This window comes from Anaerotruncus sp. (assembly GCF_057433415.1).
Map to the genome: position 1 here is coordinate 1 of NZ_DBMDHH010000034.1, position 19,979 is coordinate 19,979.

Here is a 19,979-nt window from a genome sequence, read left to right on the forward strand (position 1 = left end):
CACCCGGGGGTGAGGGCACGCGCCCGCCTGAACCAAAGTTTTTGGGGGGGCTCGGGGGGGCTTTTTCCAAAAATCCCCCCCGAGCCCTGCCTGAACCAAGGCTTTTTGGGGGCCCCGGGGGGCTTTTTTCAAAAAGCCCCCCGGGAGTTGCGTTTTTCTGCAACTTTTGCATTCTTTCGCGGGACGGGTGAAGGGATGTGAAAAAGGATGACAAACAGGGCAAAATTTGATATGATACAGGGAGAACTTAACGGGCGGCGGGTGATCCTGCTGCCCGGTCATGAGGTGATACGGATGCCCTCCGCCGGATTCAAAACGCCCGCGCCCGCCGATTACACGGGCGCGCTTTCCGAGCTGCTGCCGCAGCTCATCGAAAAATACGGCCGCGCGGCGGTCGCGGAACAGATGAACACCTGCAGCGACCGGCTCGCGCGGGTGCAGGCGTGCAACGAGCGGCTGACCGATCCGTCCGCGGCCGCGGACGACCAGACCGAGGCGCTGCAGGAGGTCGTGGCCGCGACGAGCGACTATTACGCCTTCCTCGCGGGGCTGGCGGAGGACATGCGGCGCTTTTTGATCCTCATGGGCGGGGTCACGGGCGACGAGATCGACGGGCTGCTGTCGATCGAGCCGGAGGTGGGGGAGGAGATCTCCCTGCTCGCGTCGGTCGCGCCCGCCATCCAGGCGATCCGGCCGAAAAACTACGTCATGCCGATCGACCCGATCACCAACAAGCTCGCCCAGCTCCGGGAATTCAACGAGATCACCGTCGCGCGCCGCCGCAACCTGACGATCCAGACGGCGGTGACGATCGACTGCCCCGAGCACATGAAGATCGACGGCAACTTCCAGCTCACCAACTATGACAAATCAATCATCAACGGGGTGGTCTCGATCCTCGAGAGCGGCAATTCGAGCTTTACGGTGCCGATGCTTTACCACGCGATGACCGGCAAGGAGAACCCCACCGTCGACGACGGGCTGATGGAGGAGATCAAGGCCAAGCTGGACACCATGCGGCGGCTGTCGATCAACATCGACCTGACCGAGGAGATCAAGGCGCATATGATCGACCGGCGGATGGAGGGCGCGGGGGAGGTGGACTCCTTCACGATCGAGGGCTACCTGCTGCCGCTCAACAAGTATATCGGCGTGGTCAACGGCAAGCGCAGCGAGATGTACCAGATCATCGACACCCCGCCGCTGCACAGCTACGCCAAGATGAAAAACCAGATCACGACGGTGTCGATCGACCTGCTCAAGGCGCCATTAAACAACAACGCCACCACCATCCCGCTCAAGACCTATCTCTTAAGCCGGATCGAGGGGATGAAGAACCAGCACAACAAGCTCACCCGCGACAAGATCCTCTTTGAATCGATCTACCGGGAGCTGGGCGACCTCGATTCGGACAAGAAGCGCAAAAAGCGCATCCGCGACTACACCGAGATCGTCCTGACCCATTTCATCTCGATGAAGTACATCACCCGTTACGAGATGGTCAAGGAGGGCCGCACGATCACCGGGGTGCGCATCTTCTGGAATGAAAAATCCGCCTAAAGGAGACCTCTATGAAACGAATCTTCCGCGCCGTATGCGCGTTTGCCGGGCTGCTGGCGCTCGCCTTCGGGGGCGCGCCGGTTCTCTTCGGCGTCCTCAACGCCGGCTGCCTGGCGCTGCTCGGCTTCGGGGCGCTGCTCTTTGCCCTCGCCGTCCTGTGGGACGCCTTCCGCCTGGACGCCGGCAACCAAATCGTCCGCAGCTTCCACACGATGTGGGACCGCCGGCCCCCGGCCGCCCGACCCGCCGCATGGTGGCGGCGGCTGCGCGCCGCCGCGGCCCTCCTGCTTGCGGCGGGCTTCCTGATCGGCGCGGCCGTGTCCGTTCCGATGGCGCGGCAGGCCTATTTCACCCCGCCGGGGGAGGAGCCCCGCACCGCGCTCGTGCTCGGTTGCCAGGTGGAGCGGGAGGGACCCTCCCTCATGCTCGCGCGCAGGCTCGAGGCGGCGCGCCGCTACCTCGAGGCGCACCCCGACGCGCCGGTCGTGGTGTCGGGCGGCTATGAGGAGCGCGCCGGGACCTCGGAGGCGGCGGTCATGGCCGCATGGCTCATCGAGCGGGGGATCGACCCCGCGCGCATCCACCTCGAGGACCATTCCCACTCGACCGAGGAGAACCTCGCCTTCTCGGCGGAGATCATCGGGCGGGAGGGGCTGCCCCGCGCGCTCGCGGTGGCGACCGACGGGTTCCACCAGTACCGCGCCGCCATCTACGCCCGGAAGAACGGGCTGACCGCGGCGGCGCTGCCGGCGGGCACCCCGTGGGGGCTGTTCCCCTCCTATTGGGTGCGGGACATCTTCGGGAACCTCAAGGCGCTGATCCTCGACTGAAATACCGGCCAGGGCCGCCGCAGCTTCGCTGCGGCGGCCTTTTTGCGCGCCCGGGAGGTTTGGCGGCGGGGCGCGGTTTGTGTCGAATGTACAATTTGAACAACTATTTTTATCAGTTGCACTGAAATTCTGTCCTCATGGTTGACTTATCATTTAGGGAGGCTCTATAATGATTTCATAATGATAAGCCATTGATGACGGAACGGGAGGTTGACGGGATGCAGCAGGGAAAAGGACAATCCGCTTACATGAAGATCTTCCTGGAAATCGCGGACGACATCGCCAACGGCATCTATAAGGTGGGGGACGTCATCCCCACCCAGCTCGAGCTCGCGAGCGCCTACCAGGTGAGCCGGGTCACCGTGCGGGAGGCGATCAAGGAGCTGACCCGCCGCGGGGTCGTCGCGACCCAGAAGGGGAAGGGCACCGTCGTGATCGGCAACCTCTTCCGCGCGGTGGACTACCAGCGGGTGGAGGGCTTTTCCAAGGTCGACGCGCCCGAGGAGGGGCCCCAGCCCCGCCCCGAGTCCCGCCTCGTCGAAAACCGCCTCGTCCCCGCCACGGAGGCCGTCTCCCGGCACCTCAAGGTGCCGCCGGGCACGATGCTACGCAAGATCGAGCGCGTCCGCAGCCTCAACGGCATGATCCATTCGATCGAATGCGCCTACCTGCTCAACAGCGAGGTGTCCGGCGTGGACTTTGAGCACGCGGACATGGAGAAGGGCTCCCTCTACGAGCTGCTGCGCCGCGAGGCCGGGATCGTCTTCGACTATATCACCGAGCAGTTCAAGGCGATTCTCTGCCCCGAGCGCGAGGCGGAGCTGCTGGGGGTGAAGCGGGACGAGCCGGTCCTCTACATTCGCCGGGTCACCTGCGCGGGGGACCGCGGTCCCATCGAATACGTCGACATCCACAGCCGCAGCGACCTCTTCTACGCGACCATCCACTCGCAGCGGCTTCCCGCGCGGGCGGCGCACACCGCCCCACGGATAAATGATAAGCCATTGTCCTGCCTCGTCGGCGCCGTGCTCGGGGGGCTGGCGGATGCGCCGGGCGCCCCGCTCGCGGAGGGGGCCGACCCCGCCGGGGCGTGGAAGCGGTATTACGGCGCGCTCGGGGAGGACCCCGCCGCCTTCGAACGCGCCTCCGGCGTGCTCCGGACCGCCTGCTACGCCGCGCGCCGCTTTTCCGGGCGCGCGCCGGGGGAGGCGTACCTCCAGCGGGAGGCGGAATACGGCGAGGCGGCGATGCCCTTCGTGGTCTATTCCGCGCTGGCCGGGCTTTCCGCCGGGGTGCGCGCCGACCTTTCCGAACTGGCGCGGAGCCTCCCGGACAACTGGCGGGGGACGCCGCTGATGCCCGCCGGCTGCGCGATCGCGGCGGCCTGCGCCCGCGCCGCGTCGGGCGCGGGGACGGCCGAGGCCCTGCACGCGGGCCTGGAGGCCGCGCGCCTCGCGGAATCCGGCGCGCCGGAGTCTCCCTCGGTGGCCGCGCGGATCGAATACGCGCTTTCCGCCGCCGGGCGGCTGCCCGACCCCGGCCAGCTCGAACGGGAGCTGGCCGGGCTGATCGGGAACGGCCCGGCCGCCGCCGAGGCGGTCCCCTTCGCCTTCGGGCTGGCGGCCTGCGGCGACCTGCCGGGGCTGCTCCGCCGCACCGTGTTCGCAAAGCGCCCCTCCGCGTCCGCCCCGGCGGCGGGCTGCCTGGCCGGGCTCTTCGGCGGGCTGGCGCTCTTTCCGGAGGGCTGCCTCGCGGACCTCGACGCCCTGAGCGGCTGCCCGCTCGAACAGCTCGCGGAGGAAACGGCCGCGCGTTAACAGTCGGTTTTCCGCCCCAACGGGCGGAAGAGATAGAAACCATCTGATTATGGGAGGAAACATGATGAAAAAGATCTGGAAGTCCACATTCGCCCTGTTGATGGCCCTCACGCTCCTGGTGAGCCTCGCGGCGTGCGGCGGAAGCCCGGCCTCCGCCCCGTCGGGAGACGCGGCCCCGCAGGCGGCGGCGCCGGCGGACGACGGCAAAAAGCCGCTGACCTGCCTGATCACCGAGGTGCCCAAGGGCGCGCCCTTCACCGACCTGACCTGGCTCGGCTTTGAAAAGCTCGAGGCCGAGGAAGGCATGGACATCAAGATGGTCGAGGCGATGGACAAGGCGGAGTACCCCGAGCAGATCCGCGCGATGGCGCAGCTCGGCGCGAACCCGATCTACGCAATGTTCGACACGGTCAACGAGGTCGTGCTCGACGTGGCGGACGAGTTCCCCGACACCAAGTTCTACCTGATCGACTGCGAGATGGAAAACAGCGAGCCCAACTGCGCAAACCTCATCGTGGACCCGTATGAGGCCTCCTTCATCGCGGGCTTCGTCGCGGCGAAGACCACCGAGACGGGCAAGCTCGGCTGGATCGGCCACACCGACCACCCGACCATCACCCGGTTCCGCGACGGCTACACCGCCGGCGCCAGATACGCCAACCCCGACATCGTCGTGGAGTCCGCTTTCACCGGCGACCCGAGCGACCCCGTCAAGGGCCAGGAGACCGCCAAGATCATCATTGACCGCGGCGTGGACGTGATCTTCCAGTCGGCCAACCAGTCGGGCATGGGCGTCATCAAGGCGTGCGGCGAGGCCGGCATCAAGTGCATCGGCGTCGACGAGTGGCAGGGCGACGTGGACCCCTGCGTCTTCTGGAGCGCGCTCAAGGACATCGACGGCGCGATCTACAAGACCGGCAAGGACTTCCTCGCCGGCAACTTCACGGCGGGCCGCGTGGAATTCGGCATCAAGACCGACTCCCGCGTCTACGACCAGCGCGACTTCGACAAGCTCCCCGCGGAGCTCCAGACCGAGGTCTCCCAGCTCGTGGAGGACATCAAGACGGGCAAGGTGGACGTTTTCTCCAAATAGTCTGAATGAGGCGATCGCCGGGAGGGGAAACCCTCCCGGCTGCTGACCGGAGGTGGAACAGTGAAATCGGAGCAGCCAGTCGTATTGGAGCTGCGGGGCATCTGCAAGAATTTCGGCGCCCTCGCCGCGAATAAGAACATCGACCTCAAGGTGCGGCGCGGGACGGTCCATGCGATCATCGGGGAGAACGGCGCCGGCAAAAGCACCCTGATGAACATCATCTCCGACATCTACCAGGCGGACGCCGGCGACATCCTTCTCAACGGCGAGAAGGTTGTTTTCAAGGGCCCGATGGACGCCTGCGCCCACGGCATCGGCATGGTCTACCAGGAGTTCATGCTCTTTCCCGACCTGACGGTGCTCGACAACATCATGATGGGCTTTGAAAAGCGCCGGGGCGGCATCTTCATCGACCGCAAAAAGACCCGCGCGGCCATCGAGGAGATCTGCCGCACCTACCATTTCAACATCCCGCTCGACGAGAAGGTCAAGGGCCTCGCGGTCGCGGTGCTCCAGCAGGTGGAGATCGTCAAGGTCCTCTATAAGGGCGCGGACATCATCATCCTCGACGAGCCGACCTCCGTTTTGACCCCGCAGGGGATCGAGGGGCTCTTCGACGCGATCCGCTTTCTCGTGGGGACCGGCAAGACGGTCCTCTTCATCACCCATAAGCTCAAGGAGGTCATGGAGATCTCCGACTACATCACCGTCCTCAAAAACGGGGAGGTCACCGGCAACGTCCGCCCCGACGAGGTGGACGAGGCCGCGCTCGCCAGCCTGATGGTCGGCCGGGAGGTCATCCTCACCGCCCAGAAGGTGGAAAAGCAGGTGGCGGCCCCCGTGCTCGAGGTGAAGGGCCTGCACGTCCGGGACAACGACGGCAACGAGCGCGTCAAGGGGGTCGACCTCGCGGTGCGCGCCGGGGAGATCGTCGGCGTGGCGGGCGTGGCCGGCTCGGGACAGAAGGAGCTGGTCGAGGCGCTCTTCGGCCTGCGCGAGGCGCAGGAGGGGCGGGTGCTCTTCGAGGGCGCGGACATCACATCGAAAAGCTGCCGCGAGCGCCGCTGCCTCGGCGTGGGCTACGTGCCGCAGGACCGCCTGGGCGAGGGCGCGAACGTGGAGGGCAGCATCTGGCAGAACGCCATCATGGGCTACCACATCGCCCACGGCTTCAAGCGCAAGCTCCTGCTCGACCGCAGGGAGATCGACGCCTTTTCCGGGCAGGTGGTCAAGCAGTTCGCCGTCAAGACCCCGACGCTGGAGACGAGGGTGCGCACCCTCTCGGGCGGCAACATCCAGAAGCTGATCGTCGGGCGGGAATTCTTACAGAAAAACAAGCTGCTGATCGTCGAGGACCCCACCCGCGGGATCGACATCGGCGCCATCGAGTTCATCTGGAAAAAGATCATCGAGCTGGCGTCCGAAGGGGTCGGCATCCTGCTCGTGAGCCACGAGCTCAACGAGGTCATGGAGCTTTCCGACCGGATCGTCGTCATGTACGACGGCAAGCTCTTCGACGGCGGGAACGCGGGCGAACTGACCGAGCAGGAGATCGGCCTGCTCATGGCGGGAGGAGGGACTGCGGATGAAAGCGGCCGCAAGCGCGGCGCTTAGGGCGTTCGCGGACAAGAAATCGGAGATCGTCAAATACCTGCTCGCCTTCGCGGCGGTCATGCTGATCGGCGCGGGGCTCATCTCCTTCCAGGGGGAGGACCCGGTCCGGGCGCTGTCGGCCATCTGGTCGGGCGCGCTGGGCGGGCGCATCGAAATCGGGAATACCATCCGCTGGATCATCCCCTGCGTCATGACGGGGATGGCCGCGGTCGTCGCCTTCAAGTCGGGCGTCAACAACCTCGGCATTGAGGGGCAGATCTATTTCGGCGGCTTCGCCGCCGCCATGGCGGGCTTTCTGGTCCAGCTCCCGCCGGTCGTCCACGTGCTCTTCTGCCTGCTGGTGGGGGGGCTCTGCGGACTGCTCTACGCGCTCATCCCGGCGGTGCTCAAGCTCTTCTTCCGCATCGACGAGATGATCACCACCCTGATGCTCAACTACATCGCCATCCTGCTGACCGAGTATTTCACCGTGCTGGTGATTGGCGCCTCGTCGAGCACCGCCTCCAACGCCTTACAGACCCCGCCCGTCTACGAGACGGCCAAGCTGCCGGTGCTCATCAAGGGCACCTACGCCAACGCGGGCATCTTTGTGGCGGTCGCGGTGGTGATCGTGGTGGCGTTCATCTACCGCTACACGATCAAGGGGTACGAGCTGCGGCAGGTGGGCGAAAACCTGCGCTTTTCCAAGGTGGGCGGCGTCAACGTCGTGCGCACCTTCCTGTCGATCTTTCTCATTTCCGGGTTCGTCGCGGGGCTGTGCGGCGGCGTGGAGGTGCTCGGCTCGCACGGGCGGTTCGTCTCCCGCTTCAGCAACAACCTCGGCTGGGACGGCATCATGATCTCGATGATCGCGAAGAACAGCCCCTTCGGCGTGCTCTTCGTCTCGATCCTCTGGGGCGTCCTGAAGGCGGGCGCGCTGCACATGGAGCGCGTCACCAACACCAACCGCCTGACGGTCGTGCTGATTCAGGCGCTCTTCGTCCTCTTCGTCACGATCGACTACAAGAAGATCTATGCCTTTTTCCGCGGGCGCTTCGGGCGCCGCGCCGTACAGAAGGGGGGCGCCGTCTGATGCTCCAGGTCATGTTCAGCACCGTGACGCTCGCCGCCATGTTCCGGCTGGCGACCCCGCTCATCCTTGCGGCGGTGGGCGGCTCCTTCGGGGACCGCGCCGGCGTCTTCAACATCGCGCTCGAGAGCTTCATGCTCAGCGCCGCCTTCTTCGCGACGCTCGGCAGCTACCTCACCCGCAGCCCCTACGTGGGGGCGCTCGCCGGGATCCTGACGGGGCTCGTCTTCTCGGCGGTGTTCGGGTTCTTCGTCTTCCACCTCGGCTCCAACGGACTTGTCGTGAGCATCGCGCTCAACAGCGGCGCGTGGGGCTTTACGACGCTGCTGCTGACGACCGTCTTCGGCACGCGCGGGGCGTTCATCGACAACAACATCCAGAGCTTTCCCGCGCTGGACATCCCCTTCCTGCGGCTGCCCTACCTCGACGCGGTCCTCAACCACCAGAACGTGCTCGTCTATTTCGCGCTCGTCTTTGTGGCGGCGGCGGCCGTCGTCATGTACAAGACCCCCTTCGGCCTGCGGGTGCGCGGGGTCGGCATCAACGAGAAGGCGTCCCAGACCGCGGGCGTGAACGTGCTCGGCTACCGCTGGATCGCCACCCTCATCACGGGGGTGTTCGTGGGGCTCGCGGGGGCGTTCCTGCCGCTGTGCGGTGTATCGATGTTCGCGGAGAACATGTCGGCCGGGCGGGGTTTCCTCGCGGTGGCGGCGATCATGGTGGGCAAGGGAAACCCCGTGAAGGTCGCGCTTTCCTGCCTGCTCTTTGCCTACGCGGACGCGCTGACCATCGGGTTCCAGAACATGGGCGTGCCCTCCCAGATCGTCATGACGCTGCCCTACGCGGCGACGATCCTGGTGCTCTTCGTGGCGAACATCAAAAAAGCAAAACATGCGGATATCGACGCGTAGGCGCCGGTATCGGACGGAGGTAAGAATGGATAACAGAGCGGAGCGCCTGCGGGAATGGCTGTCCCCGGAGGGCGCGGAACATTTTGACGACATCGTGCTGACCCGCAAGCTGGGCGCGAGCCCGAACATCTACGGGATCGGCCGGATGTACCGGGATCTGGCGGAGAACGCCCCGGCCCGCGGGCTCGATTCGGCGGAGCTGGTGGCGCGGGTGAAGGAGCTCTCCGGCTTTTTCGGGGAGCTGCGCGGGGAGTCGAGCCACGCGATTTTGACCGCCATGCGGATCATGACGAAGGGGCTGGACGCCTATGCGTCCGAGCCGCTGGAGCGGACGCGGGAATTCCTCCTGAAGGCGCACGGGAACTATGAGGCGATGTCGGCCGGCTGGATCGAAAAGATCAAGGAATACGGCTGGAACGTGCTGGAGGACCTCTCCTCGATGCTCGTCTTCGACTATTCGAGCACGGTCAACGCGATGATGGAGACGGCCGCCGAGCACGGCAAAAAGATGACCGTCTACGTCCCCGAGAGCCGCGCGCTCGACGGGGGCCGCCCCTTCGTGGTGAACGCGCTGAAGCTGGGGCACAGCCCCGTCTTTTTCCCCGACGCGGCGCTGGCCGCCTTCACCCGGAAGGCGGACGTGGCGTTCATCGGGGCGGAGACCTTCTTCCCCGACGGCAGCGCCGCCAACACGGTGGGCTCCGACCTCGTCGCCATCCTCTGCGCCCGCTTCGGCAAGCCCCTCTATGTGCCGACCGCGATGATCAAGGTCAACATGCGGGGGATCGAGGGGCGGCGCAAGAAGGAGCTCGGCCGCGACCTCGCGCGGTACCTCGCGGCCGCCTGGCCGGAGGAGATGCGGGCGGCGACCGACTTCTGCTGCCCTGACCTCGCGATCGTCGGGCCGGCGGAGATCACCGGGTACATCACCGAGCTGGGGGTCATCCCGCCGGCGGCGATGTTCGGCATGAGCCTGAGGTACATCGCGAAGATCGAAGGGGAGGACGAATGATGTTCCGCGGAAAAGAGAAGATCGCCATCGGCATGGCGCAGCCGCTCGCCCTGCCGGGCAGCTTCCGCCACGGCGGCGAGAGCATCGGCACCATCACCGAAAAGCTGCTAGAGGAGGTCGCGGTCTACGACCGTTACGGCTACGACGGCGTGATCCTCCAGAACTTTAACGACATCCCCGTGCTGGAGGCGTCCTCCATCGAGGCGGTGGCCTACATGACCCACCTCGCGGGCGCGATCCGGCGGGAATTCCCGGACCAGATCCTCGGCGTGCTGATGATCTGGGACGGCTGCGCCTCCCTCGCGGTGGCGGAGGCGGCGGGCGCGGACTTCGTCCGCGTCGAGCACGCCTACGTCGGCGCGGAGGTCACCTCCGCGGGCATTTTGCAGGGGCAGTGCGCGAAAATCACCCGGCTCAAGCGCAAGCTCGGCTCCAAAATGCCCGTCTATGCGGACGTCTACGAGCCGCACGCGGTGCAGATCTGCCCCAAGCCGGTGGAGGACGCGGCGTTTGACGCAGTCTGCCAGTGCTTCGCGGACGGGCTCTTCCTCTGCGGCAAAAACGCGCGGGAGAGCCTCGAGATGGTCGCGCGGACGCGCCCGAAGGTGGGGGACGCCCCCATCATCCTCGGCGGCGGGTCGACGGGCGACAACGTCTACGAGCTGCTCCAGCAGTTCGACGGGGTGTGCGTGGGCGCGTGGATCAAGGACGGCGACCTGCTCAACCCCGTGAACCCCGACCGCGCGCGCCGCTACATGGAGCAGGTCGAGCGGGCGCGGGCATAGACGGAAAGGAGGCGGCGGCATGTTCGACATCATCGGCGTCGGCGACGCGGATATCGATATCATGCTCAAGGTGGACCACATCCCCGGGCACGATGAGAAGGTGCTCGGCCAGATGCTCGGGAAGTTCCCCGGCGGCATGGTCGCAAACTACCTCTCGGCGGCGGCGGCCTTCGGCGCGAAATGCGGCGCGGTCGTCTCGGTGGGGGAGGACGACTTCGGCCGGCTCACCCTCGGGGACCTGGAAAAACGGGGCGTGGATATTTCCCACAGCATCGTGCGGCCGGGGGAGGACACCTATTTCACCGTGACCAACCTCGACGCGAGCGGGGAAAAATCCATGTCCATCTGCCAGACGGCGGCGATCTCCCCCTATCCGGAGGAGGTGGACTTCGACTATCTGGCCGAGGCAAAATACGTGCACATGATCGGCACCTACCCGCACCTTGTGCTGCCGGTGGGGCGCGAGGCGAAAAAGCGCGGGGTGCGCGTCTCCCTCGACTTCGAGCCGGAGTCGGACCGGATGACCCCCGAGCAGAAGGCGGAGACGCTTTCCCTCGCCTACATCGTCTTCCCCAACGAGGAGGGCCTCGCCTGCTACGTCGGGCACCGGGACCTTGAGCGCGGGGCAAGGGAGATGCTCGCCCAGGGCCCCGAGATCGTCGTTGTGACGCGGGGCGCGGCGGGCTGCGAGGTCTTCACGAAGGAGGCGCATTTCGCGGTCCCGGCGTTCCGGGTGCCGGTGCGGGACACCACCGGGGCGGGGGACACCTTCAACGCGGTGTTCGTCTCCTGCCTTGCGAGGGAATACCCCCTCGAGCGGTGCGCATGGCTCGCCACGGCCGCCGCGGCGATTCAGATCCAGCAGGTGGGCTCCCGGACGGGGCTCGCGGACGAAGCGGCGGCAAAACGGCTCCTGCGCGCGCAGGGTATCCGTTTTTCAGATCAGGACTAGATGGAAGGAGTGCGACAAATGACATTGGAAGAGAGAATTTTGGGCTCGCTGCTCGGCGGCGCGATCGGAGACGCGATGGGCGCCGCGACCGAGACCCGCACCCCCGAACTGATCAGGGAGAAATTCGGCGGCTACGTGCGGGAATTCCGCCAGGCGCCGGAGGATACCTTCGCGCGCGGGGCCGTGGCTGGTTACGTCACCGACGACTTTTCCCTCGCCTACTATACGGCGCGGGAGATCGTCAAAAACGGCGGGAAGATCGACCGGGGGGTGGCCGAGCGTTCGGTGCTGACCTGGTCGGAGCACCCCGAGTACTTTGACAACTACGCGGGCCCGACCACCCGCGCGGGCATCGCCCGCCTCAAGGGGGAGACGCCCGCCGAGGGCTACAGCTTCCTCGCCTGCGACAACGCCAAGGCGACCAACGGCGCGGGCATGAAGATCGGCCCGGTCGGGATGCTCCATCCGGGGGACCTCGACCGCGCGGTGGCGGACGCGGTGACGATCATCCGCGTCACCCACGACAACGACCTGGCCATCTCGGGCGGCTGCGCGATCGCGGCCGCGGTGAGCTGCGCGATGGTCGAGGGCAGAAACGCCGTCGACATCGTGAACGCGGGCCTCTACGGCGCGCGGGAGGGGATGCGGCTGGCGCGCGGCTTCGCGAAGAAGCTGGCGGGCCCGTCGGTTGAAAAGCGCATCTCCCTCGCGGCGGAGATCGGCCTGCGCCACTGCGGCGACTATGAGCGCGCGATGCTTGAACTGGGCGACGTGGTCGGCGCGGGCCTGCACGTCTCCGAGGCGGTGCCCTGCGTGTTCGGGCTGGTCATGTCCACCAACGGCCACCCGCTCGAGACGATCTTCTCGGCGGTCAACATCGGCAACGACACCGACACGGTGGCGGCGATGGCGGGCTATATCGTCGGGGCGCTCAACGGCGCGCCGGCCTACGACTCCTATTATTATGACACGATCGAGGCGGCCAACCATTTCGACCTGCGGTCGCTCGCACATGAGATGGCGGCCTGCGCCGCCCGGAATTGAGGAGGCGGAAGGATGGAAAAGATGGATGCGCAGGCGGCGCGCCCGCTGATCTGGGAGGAGCTGCGCAAGGTGGCCCGCCCCGATTCCCGCTTCAGCTGGAAGTTCAGCGAGTTCATCGCGGACTATGAGGGAAGCGATCTCTGCGCGGAGAACCTCTGCGCGACGGAGATTTACAGGAACAGCGAGGTCGTCTTCATCACGCCCGACAACAATCTGGAGACCTTCCGGGAGCGGGCGATCCGCGACAAAAAGACGATCCTCATGACCAACTACGGCATCGAGCGGGGGGTCTTCCTCATCGCGCCGGGCAGCGTGCCCGAGGGCAAGGAGGAGCTCGCCTCCACCCTCGACGGCGTGCAGCGGTACTGGAAGTTCATCACCCTCCGGGAGATCGCCGAAAAGATTAAGCACATCGACATGCTCGTGACGGGCGCGTCGGCCATCACGCCGAGCGGCATCCGCTTCGGCAAGGGGCACGGCTACTTCGACCTCGAATGGGCGATGTTCTACACCAAGGGGGTCGTGGACACTGACACCCCCGTCTTCGCGGTTGGGCACGACTGCCAGGTCGTCGACGTGGACGTCGAGGTGCGCGTCTACGACACGGCGATCGACTACATCGTCACCCCCACCCGCGTCATCAAGACCCGCAGCGAATTCCCCAAGCCCACCAGGGGGATCCTCTGGAGCCTGCTCGCGCCCGGTATGCGGGAGAAGATCCCGCCCATCCAGGAGCTCTGGTGCGAAATCCACTGCAAATAGCCCCGCCGCCTCCTCGGGCGGGGCGCCAGCATCGAAAGGGGCGGCCGCTTAAAAGCGGCCGCCCCTTCCATCTGCCCGGGGGATTTTGCGCCGGATTCGGAAAGCGGGTTGTCACCGGGGGGATTTTCGTTTATACTGGAAGTGATTCCGCGGCGGGACGCCGCGGGAAAACCGCGGGCGCGCCCGCGGCAAACAAAGGAAAAGGGGAAACACAATGGCTTGGGTCGATTACGCGCTCTACCTTGTCTTCGGAGGGGTGGCGTTCATCCTGCTGGCGTTCGCGGCGAATCTCGTCATCACGGCCAAAACTGGGAAGTCCTCCCTGCTGCTCAGCCGGATCTACTACATCGCGGCGATCGTGACGGTGCTCGTCAACCTGGTGCGCTCGGTCGCGGTCTACAACTGGGGCATCTGGCTCGCGAACCTGCTGGTGCTCGCCTGCGTGGGGGTCGCCTTCCGGCGCAACGAGCGGGACGCCAAGAGCACGGAGGAGCAGGGACGCGGCAGGTAGCTCCGCGGTGACGCAAAAAATCCGCGCCGCACGGCGGCGCGGATCATGCCGCGCGGAAAATTATTCCCGCGGGGGCTCCCCGGCGGAGGCCTGCGCGTCCGCCGGCCCGCCGGCGTTCGCGCCGCCCTGGAGGTCCTTGAGGAGCGCGGCGAGCTCCTCGGCGGAGAGCTGCCCCCGCAGGCTGTCGATCGTCTTTTGCAGGTCCTTCTGCGCGCCCTTCGCGCCCGCCTTCGCCCACTCGGCGCTCTGGCGCTGGGCGGCGGTCATGAGGCGGTCGGCGTATTCGCGCCCGTCGGGCGCGGGCGCGACCGGCATGGCGGCGATGACGCCCGCCAGCACGATGAAGAGCTTGAGCGCCACGAGCGCGGGGCCGAGGCTCTCATAGGACGAGTCGGAGGAAGTCATGTTGAAGGCGGCGAACTGCCGGATGTTGACAACGTTGAAGACGGCGTAGAGCGCAAAGCCCGCGAGCGCGGCGGCGCAGCGTTTTTTCCCGCCCAGCCCGCGCGGGCGCGCGGTGAGCAGGGCGAGCGCCAGGATCACGGCCAGGAAGGCCAGCTCGACGTAGAGGACGGGCGGCTGTCCGGCGAGGGACCCGCCGAAGAGCAGTTTGCGCCAAAACCAGACCTGCCCCAGGACGGCCGCGAGAAAGAGCGCGGTGGAGACGACGGGCCGGGAACGGGTGCCGCTGACGTTTTTCATGGAAGGACCACTCCTTATCCGGCCGGGAGGCCCGGCCGCGTTGCTTCCAAAAGCATACCACACCCGCCGGGGTTGCGCAAGTCCCGGGCAGGCCCGCGGGGGCCCAACGACGAATTGATTTGAGGGGATACAGCATGGAAATTTTCATCCGGATCGGCTATATCGTCATGATCGCGGCGATCGTCCTCTGCTTCTATTTCAGCAGAAAGCAGCAGCACGGCCTGCGCGAAGCGGTGGACAGGTTCGCGTTCGCCTACGTAAAGATCTCCAACCACGTCTCCGCGCGGCCGCCCGCCGCGGAACTCGCGGTCGAGCGCGGGGAGGGGGACGCGGTGCGCCCGCTCCCGCTCGGGGAGCAGCCGGAGGCGATCCGCGCGGCCATCGAGCGCGCGAGCGGCGGCAAGGTGGTCAAGCTCTACGACGAGATGATGGACGCGATGCTCGAGATCGAGAACCGCTGCGGCAGGCACCGCCGGATGAACAGCCAGTTCCGCGAGCCGATCGCCGCCCTGTTCCACAAGGCGCGCACCTTCCTGACGGCGAGCGAGCATCTGGAAAACATCCGCACCGCGGCGGACAAGCAGGCGTTCGACAGCTTCCTCCGCGACCAGGGGGACGACCGCATGGTCCTGCTGCGCCGGATCACCGGCGGGGCGGGGGAGCAGTTCTCCGCCCTCAGCAAGCACTACGACCTCGCGGCGCGCGAGGCGGCCGAGCGGGAGAAAAAGCGCCCCGCCCGCGGCAGATAGCACAGAGGGGAGGGGACCGGCTTGTCACGGCGGGAAAAAACCTATCTGATCCCATCGCACCGCCCCGAGGGGGACGACCCGCGCGACATCCTCATGGAGCGCGACCGGCTCGAGGCGATCATCGAATCCTCCTTCGACGGCATCTACATCACCGACGGCAGCGCGGTGACCCTCATGATCAACAAGAGCTACGAGGCGATCAGCGGCCTGCGCCGCGAGGAGGTGCTCGGCAAGGACATGCGCACCCTCGAGACGACGGGGGTCATCTCCCGCTCGGGCACCCTGCTCGCGATCGAGGCGGGCACCTCGGTGACGCTCGAGCAGACCTTCAAGACGGGCCGGCGCGCGATCATCACCTCGACGCCGACCTTCGACCAGGACAACAACATCGTGATGGTCGTTACCAACGTGCGCGACGTCACCGAGATGTACGCCCTCAAGGGCCAGCTCGAGGAGAGCTGGGCGCAGTCCAAGCAGTACCGGGACGAGCTGGAGGCGATGCGCCGCCGGCTGGGCAGCCGCCCGGACCTGATCGCCGTCGACGCGGCGACGATCGCGACGATCCGCACGGCGGACAAGCTCGCGCCGCTCGACGCGACGGTGCTCATCGTGGGGGAGCGCGGGGTCGGCAAAAGCACGGTCGCCAAATACATCCACTCCAAGTCCGCCCGCAAGAAGGGGAAGTTCGTCACCGTGAGCTGCGGGGCGATCCCACCCGAGACGATGAACGAGGAGCTCTTCGGGGTCGCGCGCGACGGCGAGGTGCGCCCCGGCCTCTTCGAGACGGGCAGCGGCGGCACGATCTTTTTGAACGAGGTGGGCGAGCTGCCCCCCGACATCCAGATGAAGGTCTGCCGCCTCATCCACGAAAAGACGATCACCCGGGTGGGCTCGCCCGACCCGGTCCGGGTCGACGCGCGCGTGCTCGCGTCGACCTCCCACGACCTCGAGCAGCTGACCGCCGAAAAGAAGCTGCAGGAGGAGTTCTACTACTGCCTCAACGCCCTTCCGGTCGAGGTGCCGCCGCTGCGCAGACGGCGGGAGGACATCATCCCCTTCGTGCAGTTCTTCGCGTCGGAGCTCAACAAAAAATACAATATGAAGAAGAAGTTCTCCCAGACCGCGCTGCTCGGGCTCAAGAGCTACGACTGGCCGGGCAACGTGCGGGAGCTGCACAACGTCGTCGAACGGACGATCGTGCTCAGCGGGCGCAACCCGATCGAGCTGGAGGACCTGCCGATCTCGGACGAGATCCGGCTGGAGGACGAGGACCTGGCCGAATTGACCGAGCCGGTCGACCTGCGCGCGATCCTGCGGCAGGTGGAGCGCAGCTATCTCGACCGGGCCTACGCGCGGTTCGGGAACGTCCGGGACGCGGCCAAAAGCCTGGGGCTCGATCCCTCCACCTTCGTCCGCAGGCGCAAGCGGGACGCGCAGTAAATTGTTGCAGTTTTGATTGATGTTGCGTTTATGCAACAAAATTTCCGGGAAATAGGGCTTGTTTCCCCCGGCGAAATCCCTCAATCTGTTGCGAAACTGCAACGGACTGGGGGATTTTCATATATATCAGACGATAATTGCCGCAATTATTTGTTAAAAACGCACAACAAAAATGCATAAAATGACGTGTTAAAAATAAAACAACATTCACAATCTTTTCATAAACAGGACTTTTTTTATTTACTTTCGGGTTCAAAGCCGATATAATAAGCGTGAAAAGACAGGCGCACAGCGGCAAGATTGTGCGAGGCTGTTTTGTGTCCATTGTTGGGCGCCCGGGGCCGGAAACGCGCGCACCGGCCCGGCGGCGACCCGAAAGAGACAAAAGGAGGAGATTGTCAGTGACCGAGACAACCGAGAAGACCAACGTTGTCCCAGAGGGCTTCATGACCGAAAAGTTCCCGCTTAAAAAACGCGGCTATGGTGAGGAACAGCCCGGAATCAAGTTTGGCCCGTTCAAAATCCGTATTCCCCTGATCCACCACGAGTGGCAGTGGACCGAGTGTGCCGCCGCCATGTTCCTCGGCGTCGCCTGCCTGGGCGCGGGCGTCACCACCACGATGACCACCTTCGGCCTCAACGAGCCGGCGAACATCGCCGCCCTGGGCCTCACCGAGAACGGCGCGTTCCTGATGGCGCTGACCTTCGGCGTTCTCAACGCGGTCTGCTACTACCTGCCCTCCCTGCTGGGCGACCCCGTGGTCCCCGGCTGGATCACCCCGGCGCTTCCGCTGACGCTGAAGTTCCTCGAGCAGTGGAGCATCCCCGACTACGCCACCGGCAACGTCGATCGAATTAAGGCAATGATTGCGCTGCAAATGCTTGTCGCCCTCTGCTTCCTGATCATGGGCGCGACCGGCATCGGCCGGAAACTGGTGGAATGCGTCCCGATGTCCATCAAAGCGGGCATCGTGCTCGGCGCCGGCATCACGGCGGGCGTCAACGTCTTCCAGGCCCGTATGCCCGCAGCCCCCTGGACGGTCGCGATCGCCTGCCTGCTGTCCTACCTGTTCCTGTTCAACCCCTCCTTCGAGCGCAAGGCAAGGACCTCGAACTTCTGGAGGCTGGTTCGTAACCAGGGCGTCGTCCCGGCACAGCTCTTCGCGATCATCCTGGCGCCCATCCTGCTGCGTGAAATTCCGATGCCCCAGATCCAGTGGGGACTCACCCCGCTCAGCTTCGGCTTCGTGATGGAGCACTTCACCATCTTCGGAATCGGCTTCCCCGAGATGAGCTTCTTCCTCGCGGCGATCCCGTCGGCGCTGACCACCTACATCATCGCGTTCTCCGACTTCGTCCTCGCGAAAGAGGTCGTCGCGGAGGCCACGGCGGCCCGTCCGGACGAAATCGTCATCTTCGACGCCGGCCGTTCCAACCTCGTCAGCTTCCTGCGTAACGGCATCATGTCCGTGTTCGCCCCCTGGGTCCCGATGTGCGGCCCGCTGTGGGCTTCCGGCCTGCTGACCATCACCGAGCGCTACAAACGCGGCTACAAGACCATGCGTACATACTGGGGCGGCGTCTGCACCTTCCGCGCGTCCACTGTGATCGCGGTTATGATCCTGCCGCTCGTCACCCTCATCAAGCCGGCGTTCGCCATCTTCTTCGGCATCACGATGGCGGTCCAGTGCTTCGCCTGCGGCAACATCGGCATGCGTATGGCCACCACCGCCAACGAGCGCGGCATCGCCTGCGTCATCGCCGCGGCGCTGACCTTCTTCACCCCCGCGCAGGCGCTTCTCGTCGGCATCATCGTCTGGGCTGTCGTCGAAGGCAGCGAGTCGGTCGTCCGCTTCAAAAACAGAAAGGCTACGGCGGCGTAACATCCCTTAACGGGATACCGCATCTTTCGTCGGCCACACGGGAAAACAGGGCTGAACTGAAAAGATCGGCTCTGTTTTCCCTCGTTATCCGTAAAATGGAAAAGGAGCGCACAAGTATGAAATTGATTATCGTGAAACCGGAGCTGCACAAGTTCGCAAGCTGCGCGGAATTCGCGGAGGCGTTCAAGCTGGGCGAAAACGACCTCGTGCTCACGAACGAGTACATCTTCAACCCCTACTTCGGGAAGCTGAACCTGCCGGTACATACGATCTTCCAGGAAAAATACGGCGCCGGCGAGCCGACCGACGTCATGGTCGACGCGATCGCGGCGGACGCGGTGAAGACGGGCTGCAAGCGGATCATCGCGATCGGCGGCGGCACGGTCATCGACATCGCGAAGGTGCTGGCGGTTTCGGACGGCGGCCCCGTCGACGCGCTGTACGACAACGTCGCGAACCTCGAAAAGCGCCATGAGCTGGTCATCGTCCCGACGACCTGCGGCACGGGCAGCGAGGTCACCAATATTTCGATCATCAACCGCACCCGCATCGGCACCAAGATGGGCCTGGCGAGCGAGAAGATGTTCGCGGACGCGGCGGTGCTTGTGCCCGAGCTCCTGAGCAGCCTGCCGTTCGGCGTGTTCGCCACCAGCTCGATCGACGCGCTCGTGCACGCGGTCGAGTCGAGCCTGTCGCCCAAGGCGACCGCCTACACCAAGCTCTTCGGCTACAAGGCGATCGAGATGATCATCCGCAGCTACCAGAAGCTGGTGAAGGAGGGCCGCGAGGTCCTCGGCGGCCTGATGGAGGACTTCCTGATCGCCTCCAACTACGCGGGCCTCGCGTTCGGGACCGCCGGCTGCGCCGCGGTGCACGCGATGAGCTATCCGCTCGGCGGCACCTACCACGTCCCCCACGGCGAGAGCAACTACGCGATGTTCACCGGCGTGCTGAAAAACTACATGGAGATCAAGCAGGACGGCGAGATCGCGGTGATGAACGGCTACCTGGCGGATCTGCTCGGCTGCGGCGTGGGCGAGGTGTACGACAAGCTCGAGGAGCTCTTAAACCAGGTGCTGCCCAAGAAGGCGCTGCATGAGTACGGCGTGACGGTGCAGGACCTCGACACCTTCACCGAAGCGGTCATGACCACGCAGGGCCGCCTGATGGGCAACAACTTCGTGCCGCTCGACGCGGAACGGGTTCGCAAAATTTACGGGGAGCTTTATTGAGCTTTGAAAAAAG

General features: G+C 65.4%; 18 protein-coding genes. 17 read left to right on the forward strand and 1 reads right to left on the reverse strand.

The window, feature by feature from the left end:
* The first annotated feature begins 231 nt into the window (after positions 1-231).
* From ACZO3G_RS09940 to ACZO3G_RS10000, 13 genes are all read left to right on the forward strand, one after another.
* Positions 232-1,560, forward strand: a complete 1,329-nt coding sequence (locus ACZO3G_RS09940) for a hypothetical protein (protein ID WP_147437553.1) — start codon at positions 232-234, stop codon at positions 1,558-1,560.
* Positions 1,561-1,571: 11 nt separating this feature from the next.
* On the forward strand, positions 1,572-2,390 hold the full coding sequence (locus ACZO3G_RS09945) for a YdcF family protein (RefSeq protein ID WP_276874724.1): 819 nt from the start codon (positions 1,572-1,574) through the stop codon (positions 2,388-2,390).
* 218 nt (positions 2,391-2,608) lie between these two features.
* Positions 2,609-4,207 (forward strand): GntR family transcriptional regulator, encoded by a 1,599-nt coding sequence (locus ACZO3G_RS09950; RefSeq protein WP_277138544.1) that lies wholly within the window; start codon positions 2,609-2,611, stop codon positions 4,205-4,207.
* 64 nt (positions 4,208-4,271) lie between these two features.
* Positions 4,272-5,300: a BMP family ABC transporter substrate-binding protein gene (locus tag ACZO3G_RS09955; protein WP_172439099.1), complete on the forward strand. Its 1,029-nt coding sequence runs from the start codon at positions 4,272-4,274 to the stop codon at positions 5,298-5,300.
* A 60-nt stretch (positions 5,301-5,360) separates the two neighbouring features.
* Positions 5,361-6,914 carry an ABC transporter ATP-binding protein gene (locus ACZO3G_RS09960; RefSeq protein WP_101547955.1) on the forward strand — a complete coding sequence of 518 codons (1,554 nt, stop codon included), beginning with the start codon at positions 5,361-5,363 and terminating at the stop codon, positions 6,912-6,914.
* Positions 6,886-7,986, forward strand: a complete 1,101-nt coding sequence (locus ACZO3G_RS09965) for an ABC transporter permease (protein ID WP_121587211.1) — start codon at positions 6,886-6,888, stop codon at positions 7,984-7,986. Before ACZO3G_RS09960 ends, ACZO3G_RS09965 begins: the two co-directional genes overlap by 29 nt.
* A complete protein-coding gene (locus ACZO3G_RS09970) occupies positions 7,986-8,894 on the forward strand; it encodes an ABC transporter permease (protein ID WP_101547959.1) in 909 nt (302 codons plus the stop codon). The genes ACZO3G_RS09965 and ACZO3G_RS09970 overlap by 1 nt, the downstream gene beginning before the upstream one ends.
* A gap of 25 nt (positions 8,895-8,919) precedes the next feature.
* Positions 8,920-9,906: an IF-2B domain-containing protein gene (locus ACZO3G_RS09975; protein ID WP_172439100.1), complete on the forward strand. Its 987-nt coding sequence runs from the start codon at positions 8,920-8,922 to the stop codon at positions 9,904-9,906.
* Positions 9,906-10,691, forward strand: a complete 786-nt coding sequence (locus ACZO3G_RS09980) for a BtpA/SgcQ family protein (RefSeq protein ID WP_276872108.1) — start codon at positions 9,906-9,908, stop codon at positions 10,689-10,691. The genes ACZO3G_RS09975 and ACZO3G_RS09980 overlap by 1 nt, the downstream gene beginning before the upstream one ends.
* Before the next feature lie 19 nt (positions 10,692-10,710).
* Entirely contained in the window at positions 10,711-11,643 is a 933-nt protein-coding gene (locus tag ACZO3G_RS09985; protein WP_121587208.1) for a carbohydrate kinase family protein, read from the forward strand.
* A gap of 18 nt (positions 11,644-11,661) precedes the next feature.
* Complete coding sequence (locus ACZO3G_RS09990) at positions 11,662-12,687, forward strand: ADP-ribosylglycohydrolase family protein (protein WP_101547968.1); 1,026 nt, start codon at positions 11,662-11,664, stop codon at positions 12,685-12,687.
* 12 nt (positions 12,688-12,699) lie between these two features.
* Positions 12,700-13,449, forward strand: coding sequence for a 5-formyltetrahydrofolate cyclo-ligase (locus tag ACZO3G_RS09995; protein WP_276872105.1), 750 nt, complete (start codon positions 12,700-12,702; stop codon positions 13,447-13,449).
* Between the two features lie 214 nt (positions 13,450-13,663).
* Positions 13,664-13,960: a hypothetical protein gene (locus ACZO3G_RS10000; protein WP_101547971.1), complete on the forward strand. Its 297-nt coding sequence runs from the start codon at positions 13,664-13,666 to the stop codon at positions 13,958-13,960.
* A gap of 60 nt (positions 13,961-14,020) precedes the next feature.
* Here the strand turns inward: ACZO3G_RS10000 and ACZO3G_RS10005 are convergent, their stop codons facing one another.
* Entirely contained in the window at positions 14,021-14,662 is a 642-nt protein-coding gene (locus ACZO3G_RS10005; RefSeq protein ID WP_276872101.1) for a hypothetical protein, read from the reverse strand.
* Between the two features lie 134 nt (positions 14,663-14,796).
* Between ACZO3G_RS10005 and ACZO3G_RS10010 the strand changes: the two genes are divergently transcribed.
* The 4 genes from ACZO3G_RS10010 (at position 14,797) to ACZO3G_RS10025 (ending at position 19,966) form a co-directional block, all read left to right on the forward strand.
* The gene (locus tag ACZO3G_RS10010) at positions 14,797-15,411 is read left to right on the forward strand and encodes a hypothetical protein (RefSeq protein ID WP_276872097.1); all 615 of its coding nucleotides are present in this window, start codon (positions 14,797-14,799) and stop codon (positions 15,409-15,411) included.
* Positions 15,412-15,432: 21 nt separating this feature from the next.
* Positions 15,433-16,851, forward strand: a complete 1,419-nt coding sequence (locus ACZO3G_RS10015; protein ID WP_276872095.1) for a sigma-54 interaction domain-containing protein — start codon at positions 15,433-15,435, stop codon at positions 16,849-16,851.
* 401 nt (positions 16,852-17,252) lie between these two features.
* Complete coding sequence (locus ACZO3G_RS10020; protein ID WP_199724035.1) at positions 17,253-18,734, forward strand: hypothetical protein; 1,482 nt, start codon at positions 17,253-17,255, stop codon at positions 18,732-18,734.
* Positions 18,735-18,850: 116 nt separating this feature from the next.
* Complete coding sequence (locus ACZO3G_RS10025; RefSeq protein WP_101547979.1) at positions 18,851-19,966, forward strand: 4-hydroxybutyrate dehydrogenase; 1,116 nt, start codon at positions 18,851-18,853, stop codon at positions 19,964-19,966.
* Positions 19,967-19,979: the final 13 nt, after the last annotated feature.

Bases quoted from the DNA above. Each gene is read 5' to 3' on its own strand.
- ACZO3G_RS09950 (WP_277138544.1), top strand. From the start codon at position 2,609: ATGCAGCAGGGAAAAGGACAATCCGCTTACATGAAGATCTTCCTGGAA.
- ACZO3G_RS09985 (WP_121587208.1), top strand. From the start codon at position 10,711: ATGTTCGACATCATCGGCGTCGGCGACGCGGATATCGATATCATGCTC.
- ACZO3G_RS10000 (WP_101547971.1), top strand. From the start codon at position 13,664: ATGGCTTGGGTCGATTACGCGCTCTACCTTGTCTTCGGAGGGGTGGCG.
- ACZO3G_RS10025 (WP_101547979.1), top strand. From the start codon at position 18,851: ATGAAATTGATTATCGTGAAACCGGAGCTGCACAAGTTCGCAAGCTGC.
- ACZO3G_RS09995 (WP_276872105.1), top strand. From the start codon at position 12,700: ATGGAAAAGATGGATGCGCAGGCGGCGCGCCCGCTGATCTGGGAGGAG.
- ACZO3G_RS09945 (WP_276874724.1), top strand. From the start codon at position 1,572: ATGAAACGAATCTTCCGCGCCGTATGCGCGTTTGCCGGGCTGCTGGCG.
- ACZO3G_RS09975 (WP_172439100.1), top strand. From the start codon at position 8,920: ATGGATAACAGAGCGGAGCGCCTGCGGGAATGGCTGTCCCCGGAGGGC.
- ACZO3G_RS09940 (WP_147437553.1), top strand. From the start codon at position 232: ATGATACAGGGAGAACTTAACGGGCGGCGGGTGATCCTGCTGCCCGGT.
- ACZO3G_RS09990 (WP_101547968.1), top strand. From the start codon at position 11,662: ATGACATTGGAAGAGAGAATTTTGGGCTCGCTGCTCGGCGGCGCGATC.
- ACZO3G_RS09965 (WP_121587211.1), top strand. From the start codon at position 6,886: ATGAAAGCGGCCGCAAGCGCGGCGCTTAGGGCGTTCGCGGACAAGAAA.
- ACZO3G_RS10005 (WP_276872101.1), bottom strand. From the start codon at position 14,662: ATGAAAAACGTCAGCGGCACCCGTTCCCGGCCCGTCGTCTCCACCGCG.
- ACZO3G_RS09980 (WP_276872108.1), top strand. From the start codon at position 9,906: ATGTTCCGCGGAAAAGAGAAGATCGCCATCGGCATGGCGCAGCCGCTC.
- ACZO3G_RS10010 (WP_276872097.1), top strand. From the start codon at position 14,797: ATGGAAATTTTCATCCGGATCGGCTATATCGTCATGATCGCGGCGATC.
- ACZO3G_RS09955 (WP_172439099.1), top strand. From the start codon at position 4,272: ATGAAAAAGATCTGGAAGTCCACATTCGCCCTGTTGATGGCCCTCACG.
- ACZO3G_RS09970 (WP_101547959.1), top strand. From the start codon at position 7,986: ATGCTCCAGGTCATGTTCAGCACCGTGACGCTCGCCGCCATGTTCCGG.